Origin of the sequence: Dyella dinghuensis (assembly GCF_003977615.1) — a bacterium.
Lineage (GTDB): Bacteria > Pseudomonadota > Gammaproteobacteria > Xanthomonadales > Rhodanobacteraceae > Dyella_B > Dyella_B dinghuensis.
The window spans coordinates 260906-284853 of the sequence record NZ_RYZR01000007.1 but is presented as its reverse complement, the minus strand read 5'-3'; the positions used below and the strand labels follow the sequence as shown (position 1 = coordinate 284853).

Annotated in this window: 22 protein-coding genes; 8 read left to right on the top strand and 14 right to left on the bottom strand. The window is 57.1% G+C overall.

The genetic code is table 11. The features are described 5' to 3' along the window. Positions 1-58 precede the first annotated feature (58 nt). Together EKH79_RS15090 and EKH79_RS15085 are read left to right on the top strand one after the other, a co-directional pair. Positions 59-1207 carry an acyltransferase family protein gene (locus tag EKH79_RS15090; RefSeq protein ID WP_126674654.1) on the top strand — a complete coding sequence of 383 codons (1149 nt, stop codon included), beginning with the start codon at positions 59-61 and terminating at the stop codon, positions 1205-1207. A gap of 148 nt (positions 1208-1355) precedes the next feature. Continuing rightward, positions 1356-1802 carry a GNAT family N-acetyltransferase gene (locus tag EKH79_RS15085; RefSeq protein WP_126674653.1) on the top strand — a complete coding sequence of 149 codons (447 nt, stop codon included), beginning with the start codon at positions 1356-1358 and terminating at the stop codon, positions 1800-1802. A 240-nt stretch (positions 1803-2042) separates the two neighbouring features. Here the strand turns inward: EKH79_RS15085 and EKH79_RS15080 are convergent, their stop codons facing one another. Beyond that, on the bottom strand, positions 2043-2825 hold the full coding sequence (locus tag EKH79_RS15080; RefSeq protein ID WP_126674652.1) for a LytR/AlgR family response regulator transcription factor: 783 nt from the start codon (positions 2823-2825) through the stop codon (positions 2043-2045). Further along, the gene (locus EKH79_RS15075) at positions 2822-3787 is read right to left on the bottom strand and encodes a sensor histidine kinase (protein WP_233590343.1); all 966 of its coding nucleotides are present in this window, start codon (positions 3785-3787) and stop codon (positions 2822-2824) included. Before EKH79_RS15075 ends, EKH79_RS15080 begins: the two co-directional genes overlap by 4 nt. 334 nt (positions 3788-4121) lie before the next feature. Here EKH79_RS15075 and EKH79_RS15070 point away from each other — a divergent pair, with 334 nt between their 5' ends. Then, entirely contained in the window at positions 4122-5210 is a 1089-nt protein-coding gene (locus EKH79_RS15070; protein ID WP_126674650.1) for a hypothetical protein, read from the top strand. Between the two features lie 126 nt (positions 5211-5336). Here EKH79_RS15070 and EKH79_RS15065 read toward each other — a convergent pair whose 3' ends face one another. Further along, positions 5337-5708, bottom strand: a complete 372-nt coding sequence (locus tag EKH79_RS15065; RefSeq protein ID WP_126674649.1) for a YciI family protein — start codon at positions 5706-5708, stop codon at positions 5337-5339. A gap of 481 nt (positions 5709-6189) precedes the next feature. On the opposite strand from EKH79_RS15065, the gene EKH79_RS15060 reads away from it, so the two are divergent. Further along, positions 6190-6468 carry a hypothetical protein gene (locus EKH79_RS15060; protein WP_126674648.1) on the top strand — a complete coding sequence of 93 codons (279 nt, stop codon included), beginning with the start codon at positions 6190-6192 and terminating at the stop codon, positions 6466-6468. Positions 6469-6624: 156 nt separating this feature from the next. Here EKH79_RS15060 and EKH79_RS15055 read toward each other — a convergent pair whose 3' ends face one another. The 3 genes from EKH79_RS15055 to EKH79_RS15045 all read right to left on the bottom strand — a co-directional run bounded on the left by EKH79_RS15055 (position 6625) and on the right by EKH79_RS15045 (position 9457). After that, positions 6625-7803 carry a DUF6242 domain-containing protein gene (locus EKH79_RS15055; RefSeq protein ID WP_126674647.1) on the bottom strand — a complete coding sequence of 393 codons (1179 nt, stop codon included), beginning with the start codon at positions 7801-7803 and terminating at the stop codon, positions 6625-6627. Positions 7804-8029: 226 nt separating this feature from the next. Further along, a complete protein-coding gene (locus tag EKH79_RS15050) occupies positions 8030-8227 on the bottom strand; it encodes a serine hydrolase (RefSeq protein ID WP_158621263.1) in 198 nt (65 codons plus the stop codon). A 240-nt stretch (positions 8228-8467) separates the two neighbouring features. Then, on the bottom strand, positions 8468-9457 hold the full coding sequence (locus tag EKH79_RS15045) for an AraC family transcriptional regulator (protein ID WP_126674645.1): 990 nt from the start codon (positions 9455-9457) through the stop codon (positions 8468-8470). 125 nt (positions 9458-9582) lie between these two features. Here EKH79_RS15045 and EKH79_RS15040 point away from each other — a divergent pair, with 125 nt between their 5' ends. Beyond that, entirely contained in the window at positions 9583-10287 is a 705-nt protein-coding gene (locus EKH79_RS15040; RefSeq protein ID WP_126674644.1) for an alpha/beta hydrolase, read from the top strand. A 122-nt stretch (positions 10288-10409) separates the two neighbouring features. Here the strand turns inward: EKH79_RS15040 and EKH79_RS15035 are convergent, their stop codons facing one another. The 3 genes from EKH79_RS15035 to EKH79_RS15025 are packed head-to-tail and all read right to left on the bottom strand — an operon-like array spanning position 10410 to position 16173. Further along, entirely contained in the window at positions 10410-11864 is a 1455-nt protein-coding gene (locus EKH79_RS15035; protein ID WP_233590342.1) for an efflux transporter outer membrane subunit, read from the bottom strand. Then, positions 11861-15037, bottom strand: coding sequence for an efflux RND transporter permease subunit (locus tag EKH79_RS15030; protein WP_126674643.1), 3177 nt, complete (start codon positions 15035-15037; stop codon positions 11861-11863). The genes EKH79_RS15035 and EKH79_RS15030 overlap by 4 nt, the downstream gene beginning before the upstream one ends. Continuing rightward, positions 15034-16173 (bottom strand): efflux RND transporter periplasmic adaptor subunit, encoded by a 1140-nt coding sequence (locus tag EKH79_RS15025; protein ID WP_233590341.1) that lies wholly within the window; start codon positions 16171-16173, stop codon positions 15034-15036. Before EKH79_RS15025 ends, EKH79_RS15030 begins: the two co-directional genes overlap by 4 nt. A 151-nt stretch (positions 16174-16324) precedes the next feature. On the opposite strand from EKH79_RS15025, the gene EKH79_RS15020 reads away from it, so the two are divergent. Next, a complete protein-coding gene (locus EKH79_RS15020) occupies positions 16325-16942 on the top strand; it encodes a TetR/AcrR family transcriptional regulator (RefSeq protein WP_126674642.1) in 618 nt (205 codons plus the stop codon). Between the two features lie 106 nt (positions 16943-17048). Here the strand turns inward: EKH79_RS15020 and EKH79_RS15015 are convergent, their stop codons facing one another. Continuing rightward, entirely contained in the window at positions 17049-17750 is a 702-nt protein-coding gene (locus tag EKH79_RS15015; protein WP_126674641.1) for a DUF4386 domain-containing protein, read from the bottom strand. A gap of 215 nt (positions 17751-17965) precedes the next feature. After that, positions 17966-18490, bottom strand: a complete 525-nt coding sequence (locus EKH79_RS19090; RefSeq protein WP_126674640.1) for a P-loop NTPase family protein — start codon at positions 18488-18490, stop codon at positions 17966-17968. A 466-nt stretch (positions 18491-18956) separates the two neighbouring features. Here EKH79_RS19090 and EKH79_RS15005 point away from each other — a divergent pair, with 466 nt between their 5' ends. Continuing rightward, on the top strand, positions 18957-19514 hold the full coding sequence (locus tag EKH79_RS15005) for a lipocalin-like domain-containing protein (RefSeq protein WP_158621262.1): 558 nt from the start codon (positions 18957-18959) through the stop codon (positions 19512-19514). Positions 19515-19826: 312 nt separating this feature from the next. Here EKH79_RS15005 and EKH79_RS15000 read toward each other — a convergent pair whose 3' ends face one another. From EKH79_RS15000 to EKH79_RS14990, 3 genes are all read right to left on the bottom strand, one after another. Further along, complete coding sequence (locus tag EKH79_RS15000) at positions 19827-20606, bottom strand: LytR/AlgR family response regulator transcription factor (protein ID WP_126674638.1); 780 nt, start codon at positions 20604-20606, stop codon at positions 19827-19829. Continuing rightward, positions 20599-21735 (bottom strand): sensor histidine kinase, encoded by a 1137-nt coding sequence (locus EKH79_RS14995; RefSeq protein WP_126674637.1) that lies wholly within the window; start codon positions 21733-21735, stop codon positions 20599-20601. The genes EKH79_RS15000 and EKH79_RS14995 overlap by 8 nt, the downstream gene beginning before the upstream one ends. A gap of 81 nt (positions 21736-21816) precedes the next feature. Further along, positions 21817-22329: a Cif family virulence factor gene (locus EKH79_RS14990; RefSeq protein WP_199754348.1), complete on the bottom strand. Its 513-nt coding sequence runs from the start codon at positions 22327-22329 to the stop codon at positions 21817-21819. Between the two features lie 443 nt (positions 22330-22772). Between EKH79_RS14990 and EKH79_RS14985 the strand changes: the two genes are divergently transcribed. Further along, complete coding sequence (locus EKH79_RS14985) at positions 22773-23933, top strand: 3-keto-disaccharide hydrolase (RefSeq protein ID WP_126674636.1); 1161 nt, start codon at positions 22773-22775, stop codon at positions 23931-23933. Positions 23934-23948: the final 15 nt, after the last annotated feature.

The following is a 23948-nucleotide window of genomic DNA, read 5'->3' as shown; positions in this document are numbered from 1 at the left end:
GGGAGTCATCCATCCACATTCGTGGGCCTTTGCATTCAACGAACGATAAAGTGAAACCATGGATACTGCCGCAGCTGCCACATCGACCACAGCCATCGCGCCCGCAAAGAATCACTATCTCGTCTTGGATGGCTTGCGCGGCGTCGCTTCGCTTATGGTGGTGGCGTTCCATCTTTTCGAGCCTTTTTCGCAAGGCGATGCGACGAAACAAATCATCAATCACGGCTATCTCGCCGTCGACTTCTTCTTCATGCTCTCCGGCTTTGTCATCGCGTATGCGTATGACGACCGTTGGAGCCGCATGTCACAGTGGGAATTTTATAAGCGGCGACTCATCCGATTGCAGCCGATGGTCATCATGGGAAGTCTCATCGGTGCCGCGCTGTTCTACTTTCAAGCAGGCCCGGCATTTCCCTTGATTGCTGGAACGCCGGTCTGGAAGATGTTGTTGGTCATGGCACTCGGGTGCACGCTACTCCCTCTCCCGGTTTCCATGGACATCCGCGGCTGGCAGGAAATGCACCCGCTGGATGGTCCGGCGTGGTCGCTGTTCTTCGAGTACATTGCCAACATTCTGTATGCGGTGGGCCTACGCAAACTTTCGAAGACCGCATTGAGTTTTTTCGTCTTTCTCGCGGCACTGTTGCTCGTGCAACTAGCTGTGTTTGGCGATCGCGGGGACCTCATCGGCGGATGGTCTCTCGATGCGACTCAGTTGCACATTGGTTTTGCACGGCTTCTGTTTCCGTTCTTTGCCGGCATCCTCCTCTGTCGACTGGGCGCACGCATCCAGGTGAAGAACGCCTTTGCGGTCGCGAGCTTGCTATTGATCGTTGCGCTGTCGCTGCCACGATTCGGCGGTACGGAGCACCACTGGATGAACGGCGTCTATGACGCCTTATGCGTCATCGTTGTGTTTCCCATGGTTGTCGCAATAGGCGCTGGGGAAAAGCGAGTCGATGGTTTTTCGATACGTATCGCCCGGTTCTTCGGCGACCTCTCCTTCCCGCTCTACATCACCCACTATCCCTTGATCTACATCTATACCGGGTGGATTGCACGGAGCAATCCCACGGGTGCGCAAGGCATGGTTCCAGCGCTTCTCGTTGCCGCAACTGCGATCGCCATTGCGTATGCCAGTTTGAAACTTTACGACGAACCGGTGCGACGCTGGCTTAGCAAAAAGCTATTGCAGCGGACGACGTGAGAGCAGTCCCATAGGTTTGTATGTCCGCTTTGGGTCGAAAGCGGACCTGCCGGTTTGCTACGCGCGGCCTCCACTGCAAGACAGCTTTTGAATAATGATAAACATTAACCATTTATAATCCTGCAGGGGCTTAAAACTGAGAATTAATGTGACCATCGATATCGTTGTAACGGCTGCGCCTTCGTCGGATGTCATCGCAAAGATTTCCGACGAACTCGATCTATTTAACATCGCCGCAACTGACATCGCGGACCGTATCCCTTTGGGAGTTTTTGCGGTTGATGCCAATACGGGAACGACACTCGGTGGCATTACAGGTCGCACATCACTGGGTATGCTTTTCATCGACCTATTTTTCTTGCCAAACGAACTCCGTGGGAGTGGCCTGGGTACCAAGCTTCTTGCAGCGGCAGAAGATGAAGCACGACGGCGAGGCTGCAAAGCGGCGGTGCTCTATACGATCAGCTTTCAGGCGCCCGGATTCTACACTCGCAACGGCTGGCAGGTTTTTGGTGAGATCGCGTGCGATCCTCCGGGCACCTCTCGTGTTTTCCTTTCGAAAGATCTCACTATCCCCGGCGTGACCGTTTCCTAGGCTGTACTGGCCAGCTGCATAAGGTCCGCTTTGGGTCGAAAGCGGACCTTAGCGACAAAAGCTGTGATTTGGAAACCAAACGCCACAGACTTCGATCTGTCCAGCATTGGGAACTACGTGGTTTTGGTCGAGTTGGGCGTGGGTAATACCCTCCACGACGCCCATCACAACCTCCTCATCTCTCGGATAAAGCACCAAGCGCCGCCAAGGTAGCCCCTGGGCGCCCATGCCGATCGCTACTCAAAGCGAGGAACGTCGATTTCGCAGCAGATCGTGAAGGCCCGCGCTGTAGTTGCGGCTTGCGCGCAACGTCTGGCCATCTCGCAATGTAACGAGTGCATCGCGATTGGCGAGTGCCTGCACGCGAACGATGCGGTCTACCTGCACGATCGAAGAGCGATGGATACGCAAGAAATGTGAGCTATCTAGATGCGATTCCAGAGAGCTGAGGGTTTCGCGGATGAGGTGGGTCTTACGCTGCACGTGCAAACCAGCGTAATCCGATAAGCCCTCTATCCAATCGACGTCCTCTGCTTTGACGAACGTAATATCGTTGCCGCAGCGCACCGTGAAGCGACGAACCGGCTGGTCGCCTGCGCTGGCGTGTTTGGCGATTAACCGTTCATAGAGAAGGCCGTAGTGGCTTTCCTGCCGGTGCAGCACAACAGTTCGCCTGACGCGATCAACGCACGCGGCGAACCGTTCGTTATCGATGGGTTTAAGCAAATAATCAAGCGCTTCGATGGCGAATGCATTTAACGCATACTCGTCGTGCGCAGTTAGGAATACGAAATGCGATACGCACCCCTTAGGTAGCATTCGCACTAGCTCAATGCCGTTGATACCGGGCATCTCGATGTCTAGAAAAACCAGGTCCGGCGCCAGACTGGAAATCAAACACTGCGCTTCCTCTCCCGTGGCACATTCGCCGACAACGGTCATGTCCGGGTATGCGCTCAGGCGCGTGATCACGCCAAGTCGCGCGAGCGGCTCGTCATCGACGACGAGAACCCGGATAGTCATATCGCGGCCAACGACAGGCTCACAATCGGCTTTCCGATTAATGGGAGCCGAAGTGAAACGATGAATCGCCCAGTCTCCACCGACAGCGTCAGAGTGGCCCCGTCGGCGCCGTAGAGCTGCTCCAATCGAGACCTCGTGTTCGCCAATCCCACCCCATGGCTTTGATAGGCGTCCGTTGCTTCGGGTTCGCACGTATCGTTCGCAACGTCGATCTGCAGTCCCTGCTCGACAAAGCGTGCGCTGATGGTGATTTCACCGGGCGCGGGGCGCAGGGCGATCGCGTGCCGGATGGCATTTTCGATGAGCGGTTGCAGCAAAAAGCGCGGCACTTGCGCGTCGTTTGACTCATCGCTCACGTCGAAAGACACGTTGAGACGTGAACCGAAGCGTATTCGCTCGATGGTCAGATATTCATCGACCACGGCGAGCTCATCTCGAAGTGTCACCGTATGCGTATCAGGAAAGCTCAATGTATTTCGCAGAAGCGCGGCCAGTCTTGCGATCACTTCCGTGGCCAATTGAGGCTGATTGCTCACCACTAACGAAGAAATGGCATTGAGCGTATTGAAAAAGAAATGCGGCTGAAGTTGATAGTGCAACGCCAACAACTGTGCATCTCGCGCCGTCGCCTCGGTCGAAAGGAGCTTTGCCTTTTGTTGCTCGACGGTTTGATAGTGTTTTATGCCGAAATAGAGCGCACTCCATCCATCAAGGGTCAAACTGACGCTGATGGCCTCCGTCAATGCGATGCTCCAATCGAACGGCAACATCTGGTGGGTCCAGAGCATCTGCAAGAGGCGCGTCATGATCGTGCATGCGAGGCCGAGCACGTAAGAGACGACCACGCAACACGATAAGGCGCGAAATAGCGGCACGCTCTTGCGCCAGAGATACCGGCAAAGAAAATACAAAGGAAAGCTGGCGAGAAAAGAAATGCCAAGCTCCGCCATGACCGCAAACACTTCAGTACTCGTCTGACTATAGGGAGCTAACGTGATCGCGGTCGTCAATGCATAAAGCGTCCAGCCACCGATCTGCAGCGGCCAGAAAGATGCAAGGCGCTTCGGTGTATCTGGATTAGCCATGCCACCATTCTATGGGCTGCCTCTCACTCCGTGCACCCTTTTGGCGTACTGAATGCACGGTTCATCGCAAATTTGCCAGGCCTCGTCGAACGGGAGCTTCCCGTCGTCGTGCGCCTCATTAGTCTTCGCATAAGTTCCCGCCACATCCATGTGGGTGACGGCCGAACGGCATTTATACCTTCTGCCAATCTGGCAAAATAAAGGGGGTTTTGTGAAGAATCACGTCTTTAAAAATTCTGGAATCGTGCTGGGTCTGTTGGGAACAGTCCTGATCGCCTCGAGTAGCTTCGCGCAAGGACTTATGCCGGCGGTGAAGTTTCCGGGTGCGCGAAAGGCGCTCACTAAGGCGCAGGCGAGCACGCGCATGTCGAATTCACCGACCTACACATACACTCTGATCGGCTATCCGGGAGCCCTCGACACGCAGGGTGTTGGTATCAACCCCGATGCCCTTGTTCGCGACTCGGACGACCAGAGCGGCACGGCTACACCAGCGATTAAAGTCGTCGGGGCGTGGTCTTCATCCGATGGAGAATCTCAAACAGGCTTTCTCGCTCGGGTACGTGGAACCAACCCCGTCCACGAGACCTACGATCTATTGAATGACCCGCAAGGCTCGCAAGTACAGCAACCCTACAGCATTAATGATTTCGGCCAAATTGTTGGCGATTATTATGTTGGTGATATCGGAGGTGCTTATATCTTTCACAGCTATGAGCTGGACGGCGATACATTCACACCTCTAAACGTACCGTTTGCCGGTGCCGTTAGCACCTTCTCTCCCGCCATCAACAACGCGGGTGAGATTGTCGGTGGGTGGACCGATAGCGCCGGAAACTCGCATGGATACACGCTGATCGGAGGCAAATACACCTCGTTCGACTACCCCGGCGGCCAGATTCAGCTTTATCTTTCGGTCAATAGCGAAGGACACATCGTCGGCTCCTACGCCGATGCCAGCGGCAACGTCCATGGTTTTTTGCGGCGCGGGAACACCTTTACGTCGATCGACTTCCCTGGCGCGGTTTACACCGCAAGCACGGGGATCAACGACGCCGACGAGATCGTCGGGAGCTACTGCCCGACCGCCCAATGTCTTCAAACGGGGGGTGAAGGCTTGCAGGGATTCATACTAAAGAATGGGGTCTATACCACTTTCACGATTCCGGGCGAATACGGTACAGCCTTAGCCTCCATCAACAACAAGGGCGTGTTGATGGGCAACTACTACGATTCAGACGTGAATGCGGCCGATACCGCCAATCATGTTTACACGTTCCTGGCGACGCCGACTCCATAGGGGATCGCTAAGCCAGGCGACGCGATCGATGTGGCTATGCTATCGAGCTTAGATGGAAATACTGGGCCAAATATGTCCGCTATGGGTCGAAAGCAGATACTCCCCATTCGTACGCTCAACCAATCCTCAGCGGGCTAGGTAAAAATCCATAGGGATAAGCTCGACGGCCCATCCGCCGGCTTCGCCCAGCGTGGCGGCCGGGTGCATGGATGCGATGCGAAGCGCCTCGTCATGGCTGTCCGCCTCAATGATGAACAGGCCGCCCACCACTTCCTTCGACTCTATGTAAGGGCCATCGCTGATATGCGTCTTTCCGCTGCGCGGGCGAAGCGTCTTCCAGCTATCCAGATCGCCAAGCGACGCGGAAACCAGAACCTTGCCGGTAGCGCGCATCTTCTCATCCAATGCCGGACATTGGCTTACCAATTTCTTGACGTCGTCAGGCGCCATCGCGGCGAATTTTTCGGGGGTGAAGTAGGCCAGGCCGAGATATTTCATGGAAGCTCCATGGGGTTGGGATGCATTGGCGACGAAGCTGGTGATCGGAAATCGACAATGCTTTAGCGGGTCCCGACCATCCTGTCCGTTTTGGGTCGGAAGCAGACATTACAGCTATATGCTACGTGCTCGCAGGCGCGAGACAAAAACACCCTCGCTGCTCCCTTTTTGACGGCCTGATCGCCACTCGTATCACAACGAACTATTCCATGTAGCGGCTCTTTCGCGTCAACGAATGTTGTGTCCATTGAACGGTATTGATATGCGTCGGTTCCGGGACATCGCTTTGGAAGATATCCTGTCCATCTGACCAAGCAATACCAGTGACATTCCACTACGCGAATCACTGTTTTCTCGGCGGCCTAATTGAATGTGTCCAACAAAAGCATTCAACCAAGATAAAAACTGCCTTTCACGACTCTTTCACCAGTTATTCACTAGAAACGCTGCGTGGTGATAGACCACACATAAAGGGATTTTTATGAAGATTTTCTCCACGGCCGCCATGGCCGCGTTGCTTCTTGGAGCCGGTGCCATCATGCATTCCGGCAATGTCAGAGCAGAAATCGATGGCTGCCAACAGCTTGCTGTAGAGTGCAGTGAAGGCAATCAAGAAGCTTGCCACCTCTATCAAGTCGGCGGATGCAAGGGGGAGGCTCCCGTAGAATCAATTCTGAAAGGCACGCCATCGGCCAAGGCCAATCACGAGCCCGATACCGCATCATTGAATTCAAAGCCGAACGTTACGGTCGCCAAATAAAATTGGTGCCACGAACTGAATAGCAAAAAGCCCCAGGTTTTGACCTGGGGCTTTTTGTTTGGATGCCAGAGCGATAGCCATCACTATAGACACGCAAGCGGTAGGAACTGTTATTCACTGCCCATCTCGTTAAGTTTCCTTACCTCGCAGTGATTTCTATAGACCACCACCGCCGCAGTTCACTCGACCAGTAATCGTTGGAGGTCCATCGATCGACGTAACCTCGATGGTCCAGTACTGGCCCTGATTGGTGCACTGCACTGGCACCTGTACGCCGGCAACGATATTTCCTGTGTATGTTTGGGTGGAGATTAAACCCTCGCCCACGACGACGACCTTGCAGATATCGCTCGCGAAACCCGTGCCCTTAATAGTTGCCGATTGCCCATCTTTATTGAGCGTGCAAGTGATCTTCTGCTTAGGCGGGGGCGCTGGCGCTGGCACAGGGACAAAAGTGAAATTGTCGAATACGGCGAGAGACGGCGATCCTAAGCTGGCTTGGTTGATATCAATATTGCCGCCCGACCAATGGTCCCCGACATCGGTTGAGCAGATGAGTACATTTTTCCCTTCATTATTTGCGACAAAGCTGACAAACAGTTTGTTGGCGAAGGCCAACAATGAGGGTGAAAATTGGCTCGCTTGCCCGATGTCTATATTGTTAGACCACTGCAGGCCGTTAGATGAAGAGCAAAGCAAAACATTGTTGCCACTATTGTTTGCGATAAACGCCACCCAAAGCTTTCCGTCGAAAACGGCGAGCGATGGCGCTGCGCTGCTTGACTGGTTGATATTCGTATCCGTCGACCAATGCTGTCCATCGGATGTGGAGCAAACAAGAATTCGTTGACTGTCGTCATTGGATAGAAAGGCGACCCAAAGTTTGTTGTCGAATACTGCCAACGATGGTGCTGAGCTGCCCGCTTGATGGATGTCCGTATTGTTTGACCAATTAATACCGTCGGACGACGAGCACACTAAAACATTCTGTCCTTCGTCATTGGCCAAGAACGCAACCCAAAGTTGATTGTTGAAAACGGCAAGCGACGGAGATAGCCCATTGCTTGCCTGATGGATATCGGTGTTGTTTGACCAATCGACACCATTGGACGACGAGCACACCAAGATATTGTTGCCACTATTGTTCGCAATAAAGGCGATCCATAGTTTATTTTTGAAAACCGCAATGGACGGTGCGACATTGCTTTGTTGTCCGATGTCGGTGTCAGTAGACCAATGGACGCCATCAAGGGAAGAACAAATGAGAATGTCGGTCGTATCGCCGAATTCACCGGTGTTATTTGCCAAAAAAGCGTTCGCTAAGCTGTTGGGCATCTTGTTTCTCCGCTAAGTGCACGACGGAAGGAGAACCCGTACCAATGGCAACTCACATTAGCTACGAAACCATAGGGCGCGTTCCTGCTGGAAGCACCTTTGAGAGGTCTTTGATTTGAGCCTGTCCAGGCTCGGTAGGTGACCTTCATTGGCCCGGTGAACATGGCTGTCAGGCCAACCCGCGTACATCAGCCAACATCTCGACGGCGTGTAGGGCAAACCCTACTTACCCGTCGAGGGCCTTGGATGAGGGAAGGCTCTCTATCTCCAGCAATGATGCGACATGGAACGTCGTCGATGGCGTGACAGGACGGCCTTGTTCGATATCGGCCATGCGGAATGCACGCCGGTAGACGACCTTGCCGTCTTTGATCACCTCTACCGCCGCGCCCGGTGTGTCGGATCGATTCCATTTCGCAAACAAGACATCGGCCTGTTGTTGCTTGTCAGCGATCGGTGTCGTTGCATGTCCCTACAGACTGACTGTCAAGAGCAGCGCCGATATCAAAACAAGCTGATGTGCTTTCATCGTGCCGCCTGCCCCTGTGTTGATGCGTCCATATCGCCCCCTATCTCCATAAAAAAACCAGAACGGCGAGTGTCCGCGTTGGATCAAACGCGGACGTCATATCCTTCAGATTGTAGGCGGATACCGTTTGCGCACTCACTCGGCCGCCATCGCCCACTCGCCTCTCGGTTGACTGCGACGCAAAGTGTGAACCGGCAATTCACCGAACATTTTCCGGTAGTAGGCACTGAACCTAGCGAGGTGCAGAAATCCATTGGCGAGCGCGACTTCCGTCACCGAGGTATTTGCGTTTGGCGCGAGCAAGGTTTCACGCGCTTTGGCGATGCGCACTCTTCTAAGAAATTCGCTTGGTGAGCAGTCATGCACTGCGCGAAATCCCAGTTCAAGAGTGCGCAGGCTGACACCAAGCTCCGCAGCAATTTTGCTTGGCGTCTGATTCGGCTCGCCGTCGCGCATCAAACGTTCGGCCTCGCGAACCAATCGCGGTGGAAGTCCCTTCTGCGGGCGGCGCAGATCGTCGCTGTAGTTGTGCGGATGTTGGGAAAGCACCAGCGAGATAATGAACTCATCGAGATGCGCGACCGCCGACGGCGGAAGCAGGAGACCGCTGCGCGCATAGTTGACGATCAGGCCAACGGCTTGGCTCCACGCTTGTTCCAGCTGCGCGGAAAAAGGATTGAGATCGAAACGCAGCGAACGATCGAGCGCAGACCGGTTCAACCATGTACTGCACAGGGCTTCGACGCGCGCAATGTCGAGCCGCACTGACTGCTGTGCAAAGCGGCTGTCGAACGCCAGCCGGGTCGCGAGTCCCGGCGACAATGGAACCGTTTGGCCGCGCCGCAGTTCGGCACCCAGTGAGCCCTGCTCCACCGTGCCGCTGCCGTCCAGACACGTCTGCATCAGCATAAGGCGAGGGAAATTGCCGGCATCGATCCGGACCGAGCGCCCGTAGTGCAACTGGACAATCGGCTGAGGTGCGCGCCGGATCAGGTCCAAGCCAGCGGTGTCTGCGCGGCCACCGCCCAGGGTCATCACGGAATGTGCGCAATAGACGTCGGCAACGACGGACTGGACCTCTTCGAGGTCGCTGGTCTGGAGATGCGTCTTGGCGGGCTTCTCCATCAACCGATCACGTCGTTTCGGAAACTGGATAGTACTTCGAAAAGCGGATATTGGCGGCGAGGCCCCGCGAGCAACCTGTGTCCATCCGCTCTCCACCAGAGCGTCACCACAGACAGGAGGCTCCAATGAACACTTCAGCGAATACTCTGGCGTCCATCGTTCTCATCCATGGCGGCTTTGTCGACGGTTCGGGCTGGCAGGGTGTCTACCAGCAGCTCAAGAAGGACGGTTACGAGGTGACCGTGGTGCAGAACCCGACGACCTCCCTGGCCGACGACGTGGCATTTACGAAGCGCGCCATCGCGGAGCAGAAATCCCCGGTCATCCTGGTCGGTCACTCCTACGGCGGCGTCGTGGTCACCGAAGCCGGCAACGATCCGAAGGTGGCTGGCCTCGTCTATATCACCGCGTTTGCCCCGGATGCTGGCGAGTCGGTGGCATCGCTGATCGCGAACCCACCGCCGGGCGCATCGGTACCTCCGATCCTGCCGCCGCAGGATGGCTTTCTGATGCTGGACAAGGAGAAGTTTCAGGCCAGCTTCGCTGCAGACGTCGACGCTGAGACGGCACGCTTCATGGCCGACTCGCAGGTACCGTGGGGACTTCCCGCCCTGCAGGGTGCAGTGACTACGCCTGCGTGGAAGTCGAAACCCAGCTGGTATCTGGTCGCCGGCGACGACCACATGATCCCGCCGGCCGCCCAGCGCAACATGGCCCAGCGCGCTGGCGCAACCATCAAGGAAGTGGGAGGCAGTCACGCCGTGTACGTATCCAATCCGCAAGCGGTAGCTCAATGGATCAAACAGGCGGCGACAGCCATTCGCAAGTAGCCAGTATCCCGCCGCACCAAAGGGCCGACGCGTTGTCGGCCCTTTGCGATGTGCGCATGGAAAATGAAGCGAGCTGCGCGCGTGGTCTGCATTTATCCGACCACGCCCGGCATCAGCCCATGTTATCGCGCCGTCGCAAGGGGCGTCCCCATCGACTGGAAAAGCGCCGCTGTATCGCTCATGCGCGCGGCCCTGGCCTGGATCTCGCTCAGCTTCGCGCTCTGCAGATGCTGCTCGCTAATCACCGCTTCCGGATAGGAAACTGCGCCCAGCCGATAGCGCGCGTCGATGTCGGTGAACGATTGCGACGCCACGGCCGCTTCGTTGGTTGCCGCTTGAAGCGTCAATGCATCTTGATTCAACGCGGTCAGCGTATCGGCAACGTTCTGAAAAGCATTGAGCACCGCCTGCTGGTATTGCGCCAACGACGCGTTGTAATTCGCTATCGCGGCTCTGCGTTGTGCCATCAAGGCACCCCCGTGAAAAATCGGTTGCGCAAGCGAAACGCCGGCGCTCCAGACCGAACCCGAAGCCGTAAACAGATTCCCCGGCTTGAATGCCTCCGAACCCAACGTCGCGGACAGTGAAATATGTGGAAACAGATTGGCCGTCGCGACGCCAACCTGTGCGGACGCCGCATGCACCGACGCTTCCGCAGCGAGCACGTCCGGACGCTGTTGCAACAGATCGGATGGCACACTTACCGGAACATCTACCGGCAGGTGCAATTCCGCGAGCGTCAGATTGGACGGCGCCTGATCGGGTGTACGCCCCATCAACACAGCAAGCGCATGGCGTGCGCGCAAAGCCTGGCTGCGCAACGGTGGAATCGAAGTGTCGATACTTGCAGCCTGTTGCTGCACGGCCAGCAGATCGTCCTGCGATGCTGCGCCAAGCCGATACGAGCGCTCGGTCAGCGTGACCTGTTCGTGCATCAACGTGGAAAGTCGTTCGCTGGTGCTTAGCTGCTCTTCCAGCGATGCAGCGTTGATGGCTGCGATCACGATATTCGCCGCCAATGCACGCTTGGCTGCATCGAATTCATAGGATTGTTGGTCGACCTGCGCGGCTGTTTGCTCGATGCCGTGACGTGTCGCGCCGAACAGGTCGAAGTTGTAACTGAGCGCGAGTTGCCCCGCGTAGACGTCATAAAGATTGGTTGGCGGACCTAACCCAGGAAAACCCAAGGCACGCTGCCGGCTGGTCTGTCCCTGCGCATCCAGCGTCGGCAACATGTTTGCCCCGACTTGTGCGCGCAACAGTTGATGGGCAGCGTCCAGCGTGTGCTGCGTTGCCGCCAGCGACGGATTGTTGCGCAGGCCTTCATCGACCCACGCATCGAGCGTGTCGCTACCGTACAAACGCCACCATGCCGGTACCGCACGCGCACCCAGGCTGAAATGTTGCGCAACGTCGTCGGCTTTGGCTGTGTCCGTAGGTGTTGGCTGCACCGCATAGTGCGCGGGCGTCGGCGGCGCAGGCGGTTTGGCGGGTGGCGCAAAAGCGCACCCTGCCAACGTTATGACTGCTGCCAGTATCGCGGCGTGTTTCCAGCGAACCATGATGTCGGATCTCATGCTGCGACCTCCTGCTTCGGTGCGGGCTCATCGGCGCGCACGCGGAACCACGTGGCATAAAGTGCTGGCAGATAGAAGAGCGTCAGCACGGTCGCGACGGTAATGCCGCCCATTAGTGCAGTCGCCATCGGTCCGAAGAAGTTGCTGCGCAATAGCGGTATCAAGGCCAGCACGGCGGCCGCCGCGGTCAGCGTGATCGGGCGGAAACGGCGAACCGTCGCGCCGATGATAGCCTCCCAACGCGGATGTCCGGCATGAATATCCTGCTCGATCTGGTCGACCAGAATCACCGAGTTGCGCATGATGATGCCGAACATCGCAATCGTGCCCAGCATCGCGACGAAACCGAATGGCTCGTGGAACAACAGCAGTGCGGCGATCACACCGATCAGTCCCAACGGCGCTGTGAGCACCACCATGAACGTGCGTCCCATGCTTTGCAGCTGGATCATCAGCAAGGTCAGCACGGCGATGATCATCAAAGGCATCTGCGCGTTGATCGAACTCTGCGCTTTTTCGTTCTGCTCGACCGAGCCACCCACCTCGACGCGATAACCCACCGGCAGATGACTGCGAATATCGGCGAGCTTCGCGTCGATGGCATTGGTGACGTCGAGACCTTGTGCACCATTGCGCGTATCTGACTGCACGGTGATCGAGGGCTGTCGATCACGCTCCCAGATCACGCCGTACTCCAGGCCATAACTGACATGCCCGAGTTGCGCTAACGGAATCGCCGTGCCGTTGGGTGTCGGTATGGCCAGCTGCTCGATTTGATCGGGATGAATGCGATCGCCGTTCGTGCTGCGCAGATCGACCGCGATCAGTTTGTCGCGCTCGCGGAACTGCGTCACCGTGGTGCCCGACAACGTCATCGCCAGGAAATTGGCGACATCCTGCGAGCTGATACCCAACTGGCGTGCCTTGATTTGGTCGACGTCGAAACGTACCGAGCGCTCGCCCGGCTCATCCCAATCGAACTGCACATTGGTGGTGTCGTGGTCGGCGCGCATCACTGCAGCCACTTGCTCGGCGATGCTGCGTACGGTGGCAATATCGTCACCGTCGACACGAAATTGCACGGGGAAACCCACGGGCGGTCCGTTTTCCAATCGGCTGACACGACTGCGAACCTCACTGAAATCGCGCTTCAGTTCGTCATCCAGATACGTCGCGAGCTGCTCGCGTTGTTTGACGTCTTTGGCGGTAATCACGAACTGCGCGAAATTGGGCTGCGCCAGTTGTTGATCCAACGGCAGATAGAACCGTGGTGCGCCGCTACCGACAAAGCTGACGTAACTCGCAATTTCCTTGCGGTCGTGAATAGCCGCTTCGAAGCGCTTGGTCTCACGCAGCGTTGCAGCAAACGACGCACCTTCCGGCAAGCGCAGGTCGACCAGCAATTCCGGACGATCCGAACTCGGGAAAAACTGCTTGGGAACGATGCCGAAACCCGCCAGCGCCACCACGAATAAGGCAACCGTCGATCCCAGCACCAGCCAACGATGACGCAAACAGAAGTTCAACCAACTGCGGAAACGCCGATAGAACGCCGTATCGTAGATCTCGAACTCGTCGCCGTTGTGCACCGGCTGGACGGCTTTGGCGGTGCGCGCGTCGCGCCAACGTTGCGGCAGGAAGCGCGCCCACCACTCCTGTCCCTGCTTCGCGCGCTGATGATGCTCCGGCAGCATGTGGTAACCCAGCAGCGGAATGACGATCACCGCCGCGAGCCACGACACCAACAATGCAATCGCCGAAACTTCGAAGATCGAGCGTGTGTATTCGCCGGTACCCGATTTGGCCAAGGCAATCGGCAGAAAGCCGGAGACCGTGACCAGCGTACCCGTCAGCATCGGAAATGCCGTGCTCGTATAGGCGAAAGCAGCGGCACGGACCCTGTCCCAGCCTTGTTCCAGTTTCACCGACATCATCTCGACGGCAATGATTGCGTCATCCACCAACAGGCCTAGCGCCAGTACCAAGGTGCCGAGCGATACCTTGTGCAGGCCGATGCCCAACACGTCCATACACAACGCGGTGGCGGCCAATACGAATGGAATCGAAATCACTACCACCATGCCCGTGCGAAAACCCAGGCTCAGCAGACTCACCAGCAAGACAATCGCTACAGCCTCGGCGACGGATTCAAGGAAGTCGTCGACCGAACGCGACACCGCATGCGGCATGCTCGTCACTTCCGATAGCTTGAGCCCTGCCGGCAAGCGCTTCTGCAACGTACCCGTCGCTTGATCGAGCGCGTTGCCAAGCTGGATCACATCACCGCCGGGTTGCATCGTGACGCCGATGCCCAGTACCTGCCGCCCCATGAAGCGCACCACTTGGCTTGGCGGATCGTCGTAGCCGCGCCGGATGGTGGCGATGTCGCCAAGCCGGAAACTCTTTCCGTTGATGTGCAACAGGGTATCGGCCAGCGCATTCGTATCGTCGAACTGGCCACTGGGCCGCACGAATACGCGGTCGTCGGCAGTAGTCAGAACACCGGTCGACGCCACGGCATTCTGTTCGTTGATCGCTTCGCCGATCTGCTGCGGACTGATGCCCAACTTCGCCAACTGGACATTCGCGATATCGATATAGATGTGCTGGTTCTGGTCGCCGAAGTAATCGACTTTTGCAACGCCGGGCACGTGCAGGAGTTCGGCGCGCAATTGATCGGCGTAGTCGTGCAATTGCGCCGGCGTATAGCCGTCGCCTTCCAGCGCGTAGATATTGGTGTAGACGTCGCCGAATTCATCGTTGAAAAACGGGCCCTGCACGCCCTGCGGCAACTGTGCGCTGATATCGCCGACCTTCTTGCGCACCTGATACCACGTATCTGGCACGATGGATGAAGGTGCGGAATCCTTGATGTTGAAAAAAATCAGCGACTCGCCAGGACGCGAATAGCTGCGCAGGAAGTCGATCGCCGGTGTTTCCTGCAACTTGCGCGAAATACGGTCGGTCACTTCCTCCTGCACTTGCTGCGCACTGGCGCCCGGCCAGTACGTTTGGATCACCATCACCTTGAAGGTGAACGGCGGATCTTCCGACTGCGAAAGATGCTTGTACGAGAGCAGACCGAACAGCGCGATCATTCCCATCAGGAAGAACACCAGGGACTGATGGCGCAGCGTCCACGCCGAAAGATTGAAACGTCCTTCGTTGCTCATTGCGGCGCATCCTCAGGATGCGGCGGGGCGATCGGCGCTACCTTTTCCCCGATCGACACCGTATGCACGCCTTGCATCACAACGCGCTCGCCTGCCTGCAGACCGCTGGCGATGAGCACGTCACGCTCGCCGTAACGGGCGATCGTGACGGGGCGCAATTCGAGCGTGGTATCGGCGGGTCGAACCACCCATACGGCGGGATGTTCGTTCTGATGGAACAACGCCGTGGCCGGAATGCTTATCGCAACGGTAGACGACTTACCGCTTTGCAAAATCACATCCGCCGTCATGCCAAGCTGCAACAGGCTCGCCGGTTGATCGACGGTCAATTTGACCAGATAGGTGCGCGATTGCGGATCGGCCGCCGGCGATATTTCGCGCACGCGTGCATCGAATGCGCGGCCCGGCAACGCGGGCACCGTTATCTTCGCGGCTTGCCCGACGACGATGCCGTCGATGCGGCTTTCCGGCACGTCGAGATATGCTTCGCGTTCGCCCGACCACGCGAAACCGAACACGGCCTGTCCCGCGGCCAGCACCTGACCAACGTCCGCCTGCCGGCTGGTAATCGCACCATCGTGATCGGCAATCAATGTGGTGTAACGCGATTGGTTCTGCGCCAATTCGAACTGCTGTTTCGCCTGATCGCGCGCCGCGAGCGCGGACGCGTAAGCATCCTGCGTCTGTTCCAACTGCAGTCGGCTGATCAGGTTCTGCTTGGACTGTGCGTCGTCGCGATCGCGCTGCTGGGTGGCGAACAGCAAGCGATGCTCAGCCGCTTCAAGGGCGGCCTTCGCGGCTGCCAGCTGATTGCCTGCGTCGGTGGGGTCGAGCTGCGCCAAGGCCTGCCCTTTCTTCACCAGATCGCCCGGATTGACGTAGCGCTGGGTCAACTGGCCAGCCACTCGGAACGACAGCGGCATTTCGTAACGCGCATGAATCTCGCCGGGGAATCGGCCAGCCGACACGCCATCGACGGCCTGTACCGGCAGCGCGATTACGGGCACCACCTGGTCGACTTCGGGTGCTTTCTTGCCGCAGGCCGCCAGCAGCAGCAACGACAGGACCACGGTACCGGCCAGCCAGGCCGGCCTTCGCGTCAGGCCGGATGGCATGGGGAATTCTTGCTGTTGCACGGGCCGCTCCTGGGGATGGATGGGGGCTGATGGTCGCGACAGACCCATTCGTCGCGACCCATAAATACGTCAATGAACTCTAATACATAGTTGTATCTGAATGCAAATGGGTATTGAAATACATGTGCCAGATGGCGTGGTACCATGGCGCATGCCACGTAAACGATTGACCCGGGAAGAAAGCCGCGAACAGACCCGCCTGCGCCTACTCGACGCGGCGGCGGTGGCGATTGCCAAAAAAGGCCTGACCGCGACCAGCGTGGAAGACATCGCCGGCCAAGCCGGCTATACCCGCGGCGCGTTCTACTCGAACTTCAAGAGCAAGACCGACCTGTTCATCGAGCTGCTCAAGCGCGATCACATGAGCATCCAGGAAGACTTGCAGCGCCTGTTGGACGCCAACCTTTCCAGCGACGATCTGCAAAAACAGCTCGCGCTGTTCTATGCCCAGTGCTATCGGGATCACACCAGTTACATCGTTTGGGCCGAAGCGCGCCTGCATGCAGTACGCGATGCAAAATTCCGCCAACGCCTGAATGCCCTGTGCCTGGAAAAGCGCGACACCATCGCTTATTTCATCGCGCAATTCTGCAAGCGCCTGGGCATGCCGGTGCCGGATGCTGCCAAAGATCTCGCGCTCGCGAGCATGGGGCTGATCGACGGCGTGCTCTACTTCAACATCACCATGCCGAACGAACTACCGGATGCTGCCGCAGAATCGGTATTGAGCACGATCTTCAGCGCGACGTTCTTCGGCACTCAACCCTGAAACATAACGCAGGCTTGGATTGGCGGTATTTGCGTCGCCATGAGATGGGCAGTCTGTCGAATAAAAGACTACCTACGCCCGTTGGCACTAAGGCGAACATCATCACTTAAGGCCTACGCGGCTCCCTGACGCCGCGTAGCAGTAGCCATAAGCCAATAACGACTTCGTACAGGCCCGCCGGCACGTCGAAATTAACGCCCACAGGATTGTCAGGCCAGACGATGACGACGATCGCGCCGATCAGCATCAGCACATAGCCGAGCAGCCCGAATCCCGCCAACAGCCGGGGGACATAGCGGGACTTCAAAAGCAGCCAACTGAAAACAATGCAACCCAGTGCAAGAAAGATTACGCCGATGTTGTAGCCTGCATCGTGCGTGTCATTGAATAGCCACACCAGATTCTGTAGCTGCTCGCTTGAAAAGACTTTGGCATATCGCGCATCAGTCAACAGCAACAACATCGTAAAACTGTTCAGCGTAATAACGCCAAGCACCGCCGCTTCCGCCACGCGCCAAAATGCCCCAAGCAATGCGAGGTGCTTCCCGACCGGTCGTAGTAACACATACAAAGCGACTGCTATCGCGATATCACCGGTAAACGCCGCCAGATCGCTGACGATACCGATACGGAACAGCAGCAGATGATCGAGGATATGGGCCGCCGTTTTCGCCGGATCGTTATCCGCGATAAGACTGCCACGACCATTGAACTCGCCGAATACGCCACACACCATGAGCAGCAGATACAGAAGGCCCGCCACCCTTGCGGCCACACGCTGAGACCGATCGATCGGAAAACCCGCCACGGCGCTTCTCCATAGCGCCTGCGATCGGCGCGATATCAAAGGGGCAAACCACTCCGTACTTGAATCTGGAACACGTTCGACCTCGCTAGGCTAGCGTTCCCTTACGCACTGACGAGTGCCAGAGGTCATCGCGCCGCGAAAATGTGCATAGCCCTTATATTGGCCTCGGATCAGAAGCACACATCGGCCGCTGATACAGGGAAGCCTGTATTTCATCACTTCAATTCCCATTCCCGATAACAGGCACGGATCTCACGTAGCGAGCGAAGATATATCTTCGGCAAACTTATCTGGCGATAAATATCGATATAGCGCCGACGATTCCGGGGAGTAACCAGAGTGATGTAATGAATCATGCTCCATTTGAAGCTGTCGCGGCCGCCATCCAATGCACCGAACCGGTTGCTCTCGAGGAGAGTACGTCGCATATACCGAAACACACTAGTCGGCGTAGAAACATCCAGCAAGACGACGCCCGTTGCTCGCTGGAATCTTTGCGGCATGCATGATGAGTAGTTCCCCTCCATCACCCATTGCCGACCCTTGATTGCTTCGTCATGCAAGGCCAGGAATTCGTCCGCCGGACGCGGTTTCCAATCAGAATGCGGAACGTGATGCAGCTGGTCGAGATGAACCACGTCCATGCTGATTTTTCGGCCAATGGCAGCAGCAAGTGTCGACTTGCCGCTGTTGGATGGCCCGAGAATGCAGATGCGTGTGCCAAGTTCCGATAGTTGCATACCCTTTCTATCAAGCCTCCGAAACGTGGCTTTTTCTACGCGGTCCCGCATGTCCGCTTTGGATCGGCAGCGGATACTCGAACGATGAATGATGCGCCGTACAATCATCTTACGCCAACGTCTGTTCTCGAAAACGGATGCATCGAGTGACGTCTGTAAAAATCATGGATCGAACATAAGGGTACGCGCCCATCCGCTCCCGGCGCGAAGCGCTCATGCGTTGCACTCAACCAGCTGTTGCAAGGAACGTCGAAGCGTTCCGGAACAGCAGGGTTGTCGCCGCACTCCTGCAGTAAGCGGCCGTTTTACTGCAGCAAGCGGTGTGTGTCGATCGCAGCCGAGCACATACACTTTCTTTGCGCACATCGCCACAGATCGTCAATGACGTAGATCTACCAGCATGGTTTGCGTTCTGCGCAATGCCACCCCGTGCATGTCCGTACCCAAACATAGCCAGGAGTTACCCATGAAAAACGTGAGTTCCATAGTGCTTGTCGCGTGTCTGGTTCTCGGTGCCAACAACGCCTTTGCGCAAGACAGCGGCATGGCCAAGGACACGAAACCCAGCGCAAGCACCAATGATCACGCCATGGTGCCGAAGGAACTGATCGGCGCGTGGACGCTTGTCCGCTGCGACAATGTCTACCCCGATGGTCACCGCGTAGAGCTATACGGCCCCAACCCCGAGGGCATGTGGCTTATCGATGCCCAAGGCGATTACATGATGCAAATTGTGCGGGCAAAGCGAATGCCATTCGCGGTGAATGACAAGTCCAAGGGAACGCCCGACGAATACCGCGCTGCGTCGATGGATAGCAACGCCCACTACGGTCACATCAGTGGTGACGCGAGCGTCATGCATAGCCAGATCGTGCACGCTTCGTTCCCGAACTGGGATGGCAAGAGCGGAGACTCCGGCTACACCATCAACGGCGATGAATTGACTTATCGCGTGGCCAAGCCGTCGAGCGGCGCGGCCGAAGGCGCCCATGGCGAGGTCGTGTGGCGGCGCGTTCATTCCTGAGAGTCCGCCCCGGGACGGGCAAGACCTGTAACCAAGTGGATGAGCATCGCCCGATGCCGCGCCGAAAGCACTCGCGTAAAAGATGCCGCCACACCCTGGCGCATGACCTGAGCAAGGAGACCGTCAACGCCGAATCATTTTGCTGACGAATATTGAAAGGTCAATGCGCCAGCTTCTGTGCTGTTCAATCGGCGACAGTACGCAAACCAAGCCGATGTCGCTAACACCACACTGCATATCTCCATGGTTGCCCGGTAGATGTCGCGGGAGTTCTTCCAGATAGACATTTCCGATACGTTGGGACAGTTCACGTTACAGGGACTGTCCCAGCCGAGCCTCAAGTAATGGTCGAAAGGTCCGGCTGACGTGGACGCGTTGACCGCCACGTAGCACAAGATCGAACTCACCGTGCGATGCTGGCTCCAGATGCAGAATGCTATCGACGTTTACGACGGTGGAGCGGTGAACGCGAACGAAGCGGCGAGGATCGAGCCGTCCGATGAGTTCGCCGAGCGCCGCACGATGGATGATGCGTTCATCACCAACGTGAAGAGCGACGTACACGCCCGCACTTTCGATGCAATCGATCGAGTCGACTCGGATCAGGTTGGTCTTGTCCCGTTCGCGTATGACGATACGATCGAGATAGGTGCTTTCCTGGCGGCGCCCGTCCAGAAGCGAGAGCATGCTCTGGCCAAATACGCGCACGCTCTCGTCATCAAGACGCGCCTTTGCGCGGGCGAATGCAGCTTCCATACGCTCGTCGCCGTACGGCTTGAGCACATAGTCGATAGCGGCCGATTCGAAGGCACGCACGGCGTGTTGATCGAAGGCCGTGACGAACACCGTAACGGGCATGCGCTCGATGCCGATCGTATCGATCACGCCGAGGCCATCGAGTCCCGGCATTTGAACGTCGAGGAAAACAACGTCGGGCTGCTTTTGCAGGATCGCCTCGACAGCATCGAGGCCGTTCTCGACCTCCATGATGTCGCCGACGTCCGGATCGTTATCCATTAATTCCCGCAGGCGTTGGCGCGCCGGCTGCTCGTCATCGACGATAAGAATCCGATAGGTACGTTTTTCACTCATCGCTATGTGTCTCAGCCGCGCTGGTTGGGATCGCGACACGAACACGTGTGCCGCCGCCTTTGCGCGGATCAATCAGGAGAGCTGCCTCTTGTGTGCGATGGAGCATGGCAATGCGCTCGCGCGTGACGCCAAGCCCCAATCCAACGCGATCTTCCGTCCAGTCATCACCGAGTCCGACACCATCATCGTCGACGGTGATGTGCAAAACGTTGTCGTCAATCGTGGCCTGCACCCACACCGTCCCTCCGCCGGGCCGCGAAGAGAGTCCGTGGCGAATTGCATTCTCCACCAGTGGTTGCAGTATGAGGCTTGGCACCATGACGTCACGAGCGGATTCGGAAACGTCGATGACGATATTCAGACTGTCGCCAAAACGGGTCTTCTGGATCGCCAGGTAATGGCCTAGAAATTCGAGCTCTTCGCTAAGGCGCACTTGCTGCCGGCGGCCAGACTCCAATGAAAGACGCAGAAGATCGCCGAGTTGCTCGATCATTCCACGCGCAAGTTTCGGCTGATTGACGACCAGCGAAGAAATGGTATTCAACGCGTTGAACAGGAAGTGTGGATCCAGCTGCATGCGCAGCGCATTCAAGCGGGCCTCGGAAAAATTGCGTTCCAGCCGTTCGAGCCTGAGCTGCGAGGCAAGATAGTGATGGCTGTATTGCACCGCTTGCCAACCGCCGACGATGAGCAGATAGACCAGCACGTCCCAGAGTACGCCGCCCTTCATGGCCTCATGCAGAGGACCAAGGCCGACGAGGTCAGGCCATGACAACACGCCCAACATCGCCTGAAGCAACGCGCTCAAGTAGCTGTAAATGAGCGCCATCGGAAGTGCAATCGCGATATGAACCGCGAGGCGCATTCCAAGGTTATTGACCGCAATGGGCAGCCGCCGGTCGATCGCGACGATCACCGGGACAAGCAGGCCCCATGCCCACCAGTTCCCCAACGATGAGCGCAGCACGGACCACCATGGCGCCGCCGACGCAAAACGTGGTGTCGCAAAAACGACGCCCATCGTCGTCCAGGCCGCGAACGACATAAGCACCAGACGCAGCCTGGAATAGTGGCTGTTTTCCGCACGCCAAGGATTGTTGCTAACAAGGCGCACCGTGATCCTCGCCATCTCGCCGAACGTCTCGATCCATCCTACACGGATGGATCGATCGAGCCCACGCTACTTTATTCACATCATCAACCGGCCGATTCATTTTGGTGCGGGATTTGCCGAATAGGTCATGGCGACGATGCGCCAGCCGTCGACGGTCTTGACCAGTTGCCACGTTTCGTCGCCGCGATTCGCAACCTTTCCATCAACGTCGAAGTCGAAATGAAAATAGACCGAGGCGATCGCACCGTCGCTCATGATCTGAACGCTGCCGTGGCGCGGGTCGATATCCGATTTGCTGTGCGCCAGGTAGTCGGCGAAATCCTGGTAGCTGCTAACGCGTACTTTTTGCACCGCCGGGTTCTTCGCCTTCATGGCGGCGAAGCCTTGGTCGGACAACACGGTCACCCAGGTGCTTCCGTGGTCGAGAAAGAGTGCGGCTACGCCCTTGCCGTCATGCGCGACGACTGCACGGTGATAGGTGTCCATAAGGTGCTGGATATCCGCGACATCCTGGGGTGCCGTGGTGATAGGAGCATCGGGCCAATCCGATGCCGCAACGCCGCCACAGAGCACGAGAAGAATGATTCCAATGGAAGTGATTTTTTTCACGAGTGCCTCGTTCGATCATACGTGTTTCAAGACGGTTCCCGCGCACAGCGATCATGGAAGCAAGGCGTGTCGACAAAGCAGCATCGTCGGCATGGGGAACCGCACCATCAGGCCCAGGCAAGCACGTTGGGCAAGGCTGCCAAGCGAGCTTGGGTGTGTGGCAACGCAGTAAAAATACGTGCTGTGCGATAGCGCGGGAACGCAAATGTCACCAACTGGACTGTGTGGATACCCAAACGGCCAGGACATGGAGCCAAGCGGACGACGGATATGACCTATTGCATTTAAAGATAAGTGAGCGCCGATGTCCGGTGTCGATGCGGGAAATTTGACGGACCCGCATCTACCGTCTCAACACGCGCAAACTCCGCTTCACATCATTGCGCGAGACGTCCGCGAAAAGCGCCGCTAGGGTGCACACACTCATCCTTCGGTAGATCGCCATGCAAAATCGATTCACCCCGTCGGCCTTCGCGCTCGGCCTGCTGGGTGCCACATCGGCGCTCGCTGCACCGATGATGCCGATACACATTCCGTTGGTCGCTAGTGGTTGGGAGGCAAACGGCAATGCGACTTTCATAGCTCGCGAAGCGTTTCCGAACGGGATACTTCAAGTTACCTCCGAGAGCGAGGCCGGATTTGTCGCGTTGAAAGACAAACAGTTCGGCAACGGCACTATCGAATTCGATATGAAGCCCGTGGGCGAAGATATGCCGGGAATTCGCTTTCGCCAGAAAGACGGCGATACGGCCGACATGCTTTATGTCCGCGTCAGTCCCGACTGTCCCGCCTCGCAGGACTGCCTGCAGTACGTACCGATTCTCAAAGGGCGTGTGCTATGGGATGTCTATCCTGAGTATCAAGCTGCCGCGCCATTTCGCGAAAACGAGTGGAATCACATTCGGCTTGTCATTTCCGGCAAGCGCATGAACGTATTCGTCAACGGACACACGGAACCCTCGCTGCGCGTCGTGCATCTGGAAGGCGATGCAAGCACCGGAACCATCGCGTTTGAAGGACCGGCTTTCTACGCCAACGTTACGCTTTCGCCAGGAGTGACCGACGGGCTCGATCCCAAACCAGCGCCAGACCCTGCTGCCCATGATCGCCGTTATCTCATTCATTGGCAGGAAACCGCTCCCGTATCGCTGGGCGCCGTGGAGCAGCCCAGTTTGTCGAACCTCCCTCTATCCGCATCGAGCTGGTCGCCGATAACCGCCGATTACGGCGGTCTCATTAACCTGAGCAGGTTTCACCCACCGACGGCTAAGAATCAACCCCGGCAGATAATCTGGCTTCGCACCACGGTGCAATCCGATCGCGAGCAGGTTCGACATGTCTCGCTAGGCTGGTTGCGCGAGATCTGGGTATTTGCCGATGGAAAACCGGTGTTTTCGGGCAAGAATCTTTACAACGTGAAAGGCGGCCGCAAAGCGCCGGATGGCCGGCTCTCATTGGAAAACGATAGTTTCGATCTTTCGCTGCACAAAGGTGCAAACCAGATCGTCGTGGCCATCGATGGCAATACGCCTGACATGCGCGGACGTTATGGCTGGGGTTTCATCATGCGAACGGATCAAGCCGAAGGGATGATGGAGAAATAGTGCAGCGTTACGCAT

What these genes read in the sequence shown, in the direction of transcription:
- EKH79_RS15080 (WP_126674652.1), bottom strand. Translation starts at nt 2,825, where the DNA reads ATGACTATCCGGGTTCTCGTCGTCGATGACGAGCCGCTCGCGCGACTT.
- EKH79_RS15005 (WP_158621262.1), top strand. Translation starts at nt 18,957, where the DNA reads ATGAAAAACGTGAGTTCCATAGTGCTTGTCGCGTGTCTGGTTCTCGGT.
- EKH79_RS15000 (WP_126674638.1), bottom strand. Translation starts at nt 20,606, where the DNA reads ATGAGTGAAAAACGTACCTATCGGATTCTTATCGTCGATGACGAGCAG.
- EKH79_RS15020 (WP_126674642.1), top strand. Translation starts at nt 16,325, where the DNA reads ATGCCACGTAAACGATTGACCCGGGAAGAAAGCCGCGAACAGACCCGC.
- EKH79_RS15035 (WP_233590342.1), bottom strand. Translation starts at nt 11,864, where the DNA reads ATGAGATCCGACATCATGGTTCGCTGGAAACACGCCGCGATACTGGCA.
- EKH79_RS15090 (WP_126674654.1), top strand. Translation starts at nt 59, where the DNA reads ATGGATACTGCCGCAGCTGCCACATCGACCACAGCCATCGCGCCCGCA.
- EKH79_RS15030 (WP_126674643.1), bottom strand. Translation starts at nt 15,037, where the DNA reads ATGAGCAACGAAGGACGTTTCAATCTTTCGGCGTGGACGCTGCGCCAT.
- EKH79_RS15065 (WP_126674649.1), bottom strand. Translation starts at nt 5,708, where the DNA reads ATGAAATATCTCGGCCTGGCCTACTTCACCCCCGAAAAATTCGCCGCG.
- EKH79_RS14985 (WP_126674636.1), top strand. Translation starts at nt 22,773, where the DNA reads ATGCAAAATCGATTCACCCCGTCGGCCTTCGCGCTCGGCCTGCTGGGT.
- EKH79_RS14995 (WP_126674637.1), bottom strand. Translation starts at nt 21,735, where the DNA reads ATGGCGAGGATCACGGTGCGCCTTGTTAGCAACAATCCTTGGCGTGCG.
- EKH79_RS19090 (WP_126674640.1), bottom strand. Translation starts at nt 18,490, where the DNA reads ATGCAACTATCGGAACTTGGCACACGCATCTGCATTCTCGGGCCATCC.
- EKH79_RS15055 (WP_126674647.1), bottom strand. Translation starts at nt 7,803, where the DNA reads ATGCCCAACAGCTTAGCGAACGCTTTTTTGGCAAATAACACCGGTGAA.
- EKH79_RS15040 (WP_126674644.1), top strand. Translation starts at nt 9,583, where the DNA reads ATGAACACTTCAGCGAATACTCTGGCGTCCATCGTTCTCATCCATGGC.
- EKH79_RS15045 (WP_126674645.1), bottom strand. Translation starts at nt 9,457, where the DNA reads ATGGAGAAGCCCGCCAAGACGCATCTCCAGACCAGCGACCTCGAAGAG.
- EKH79_RS15060 (WP_126674648.1), top strand. Translation starts at nt 6,190, where the DNA reads ATGAAGATTTTCTCCACGGCCGCCATGGCCGCGTTGCTTCTTGGAGCC.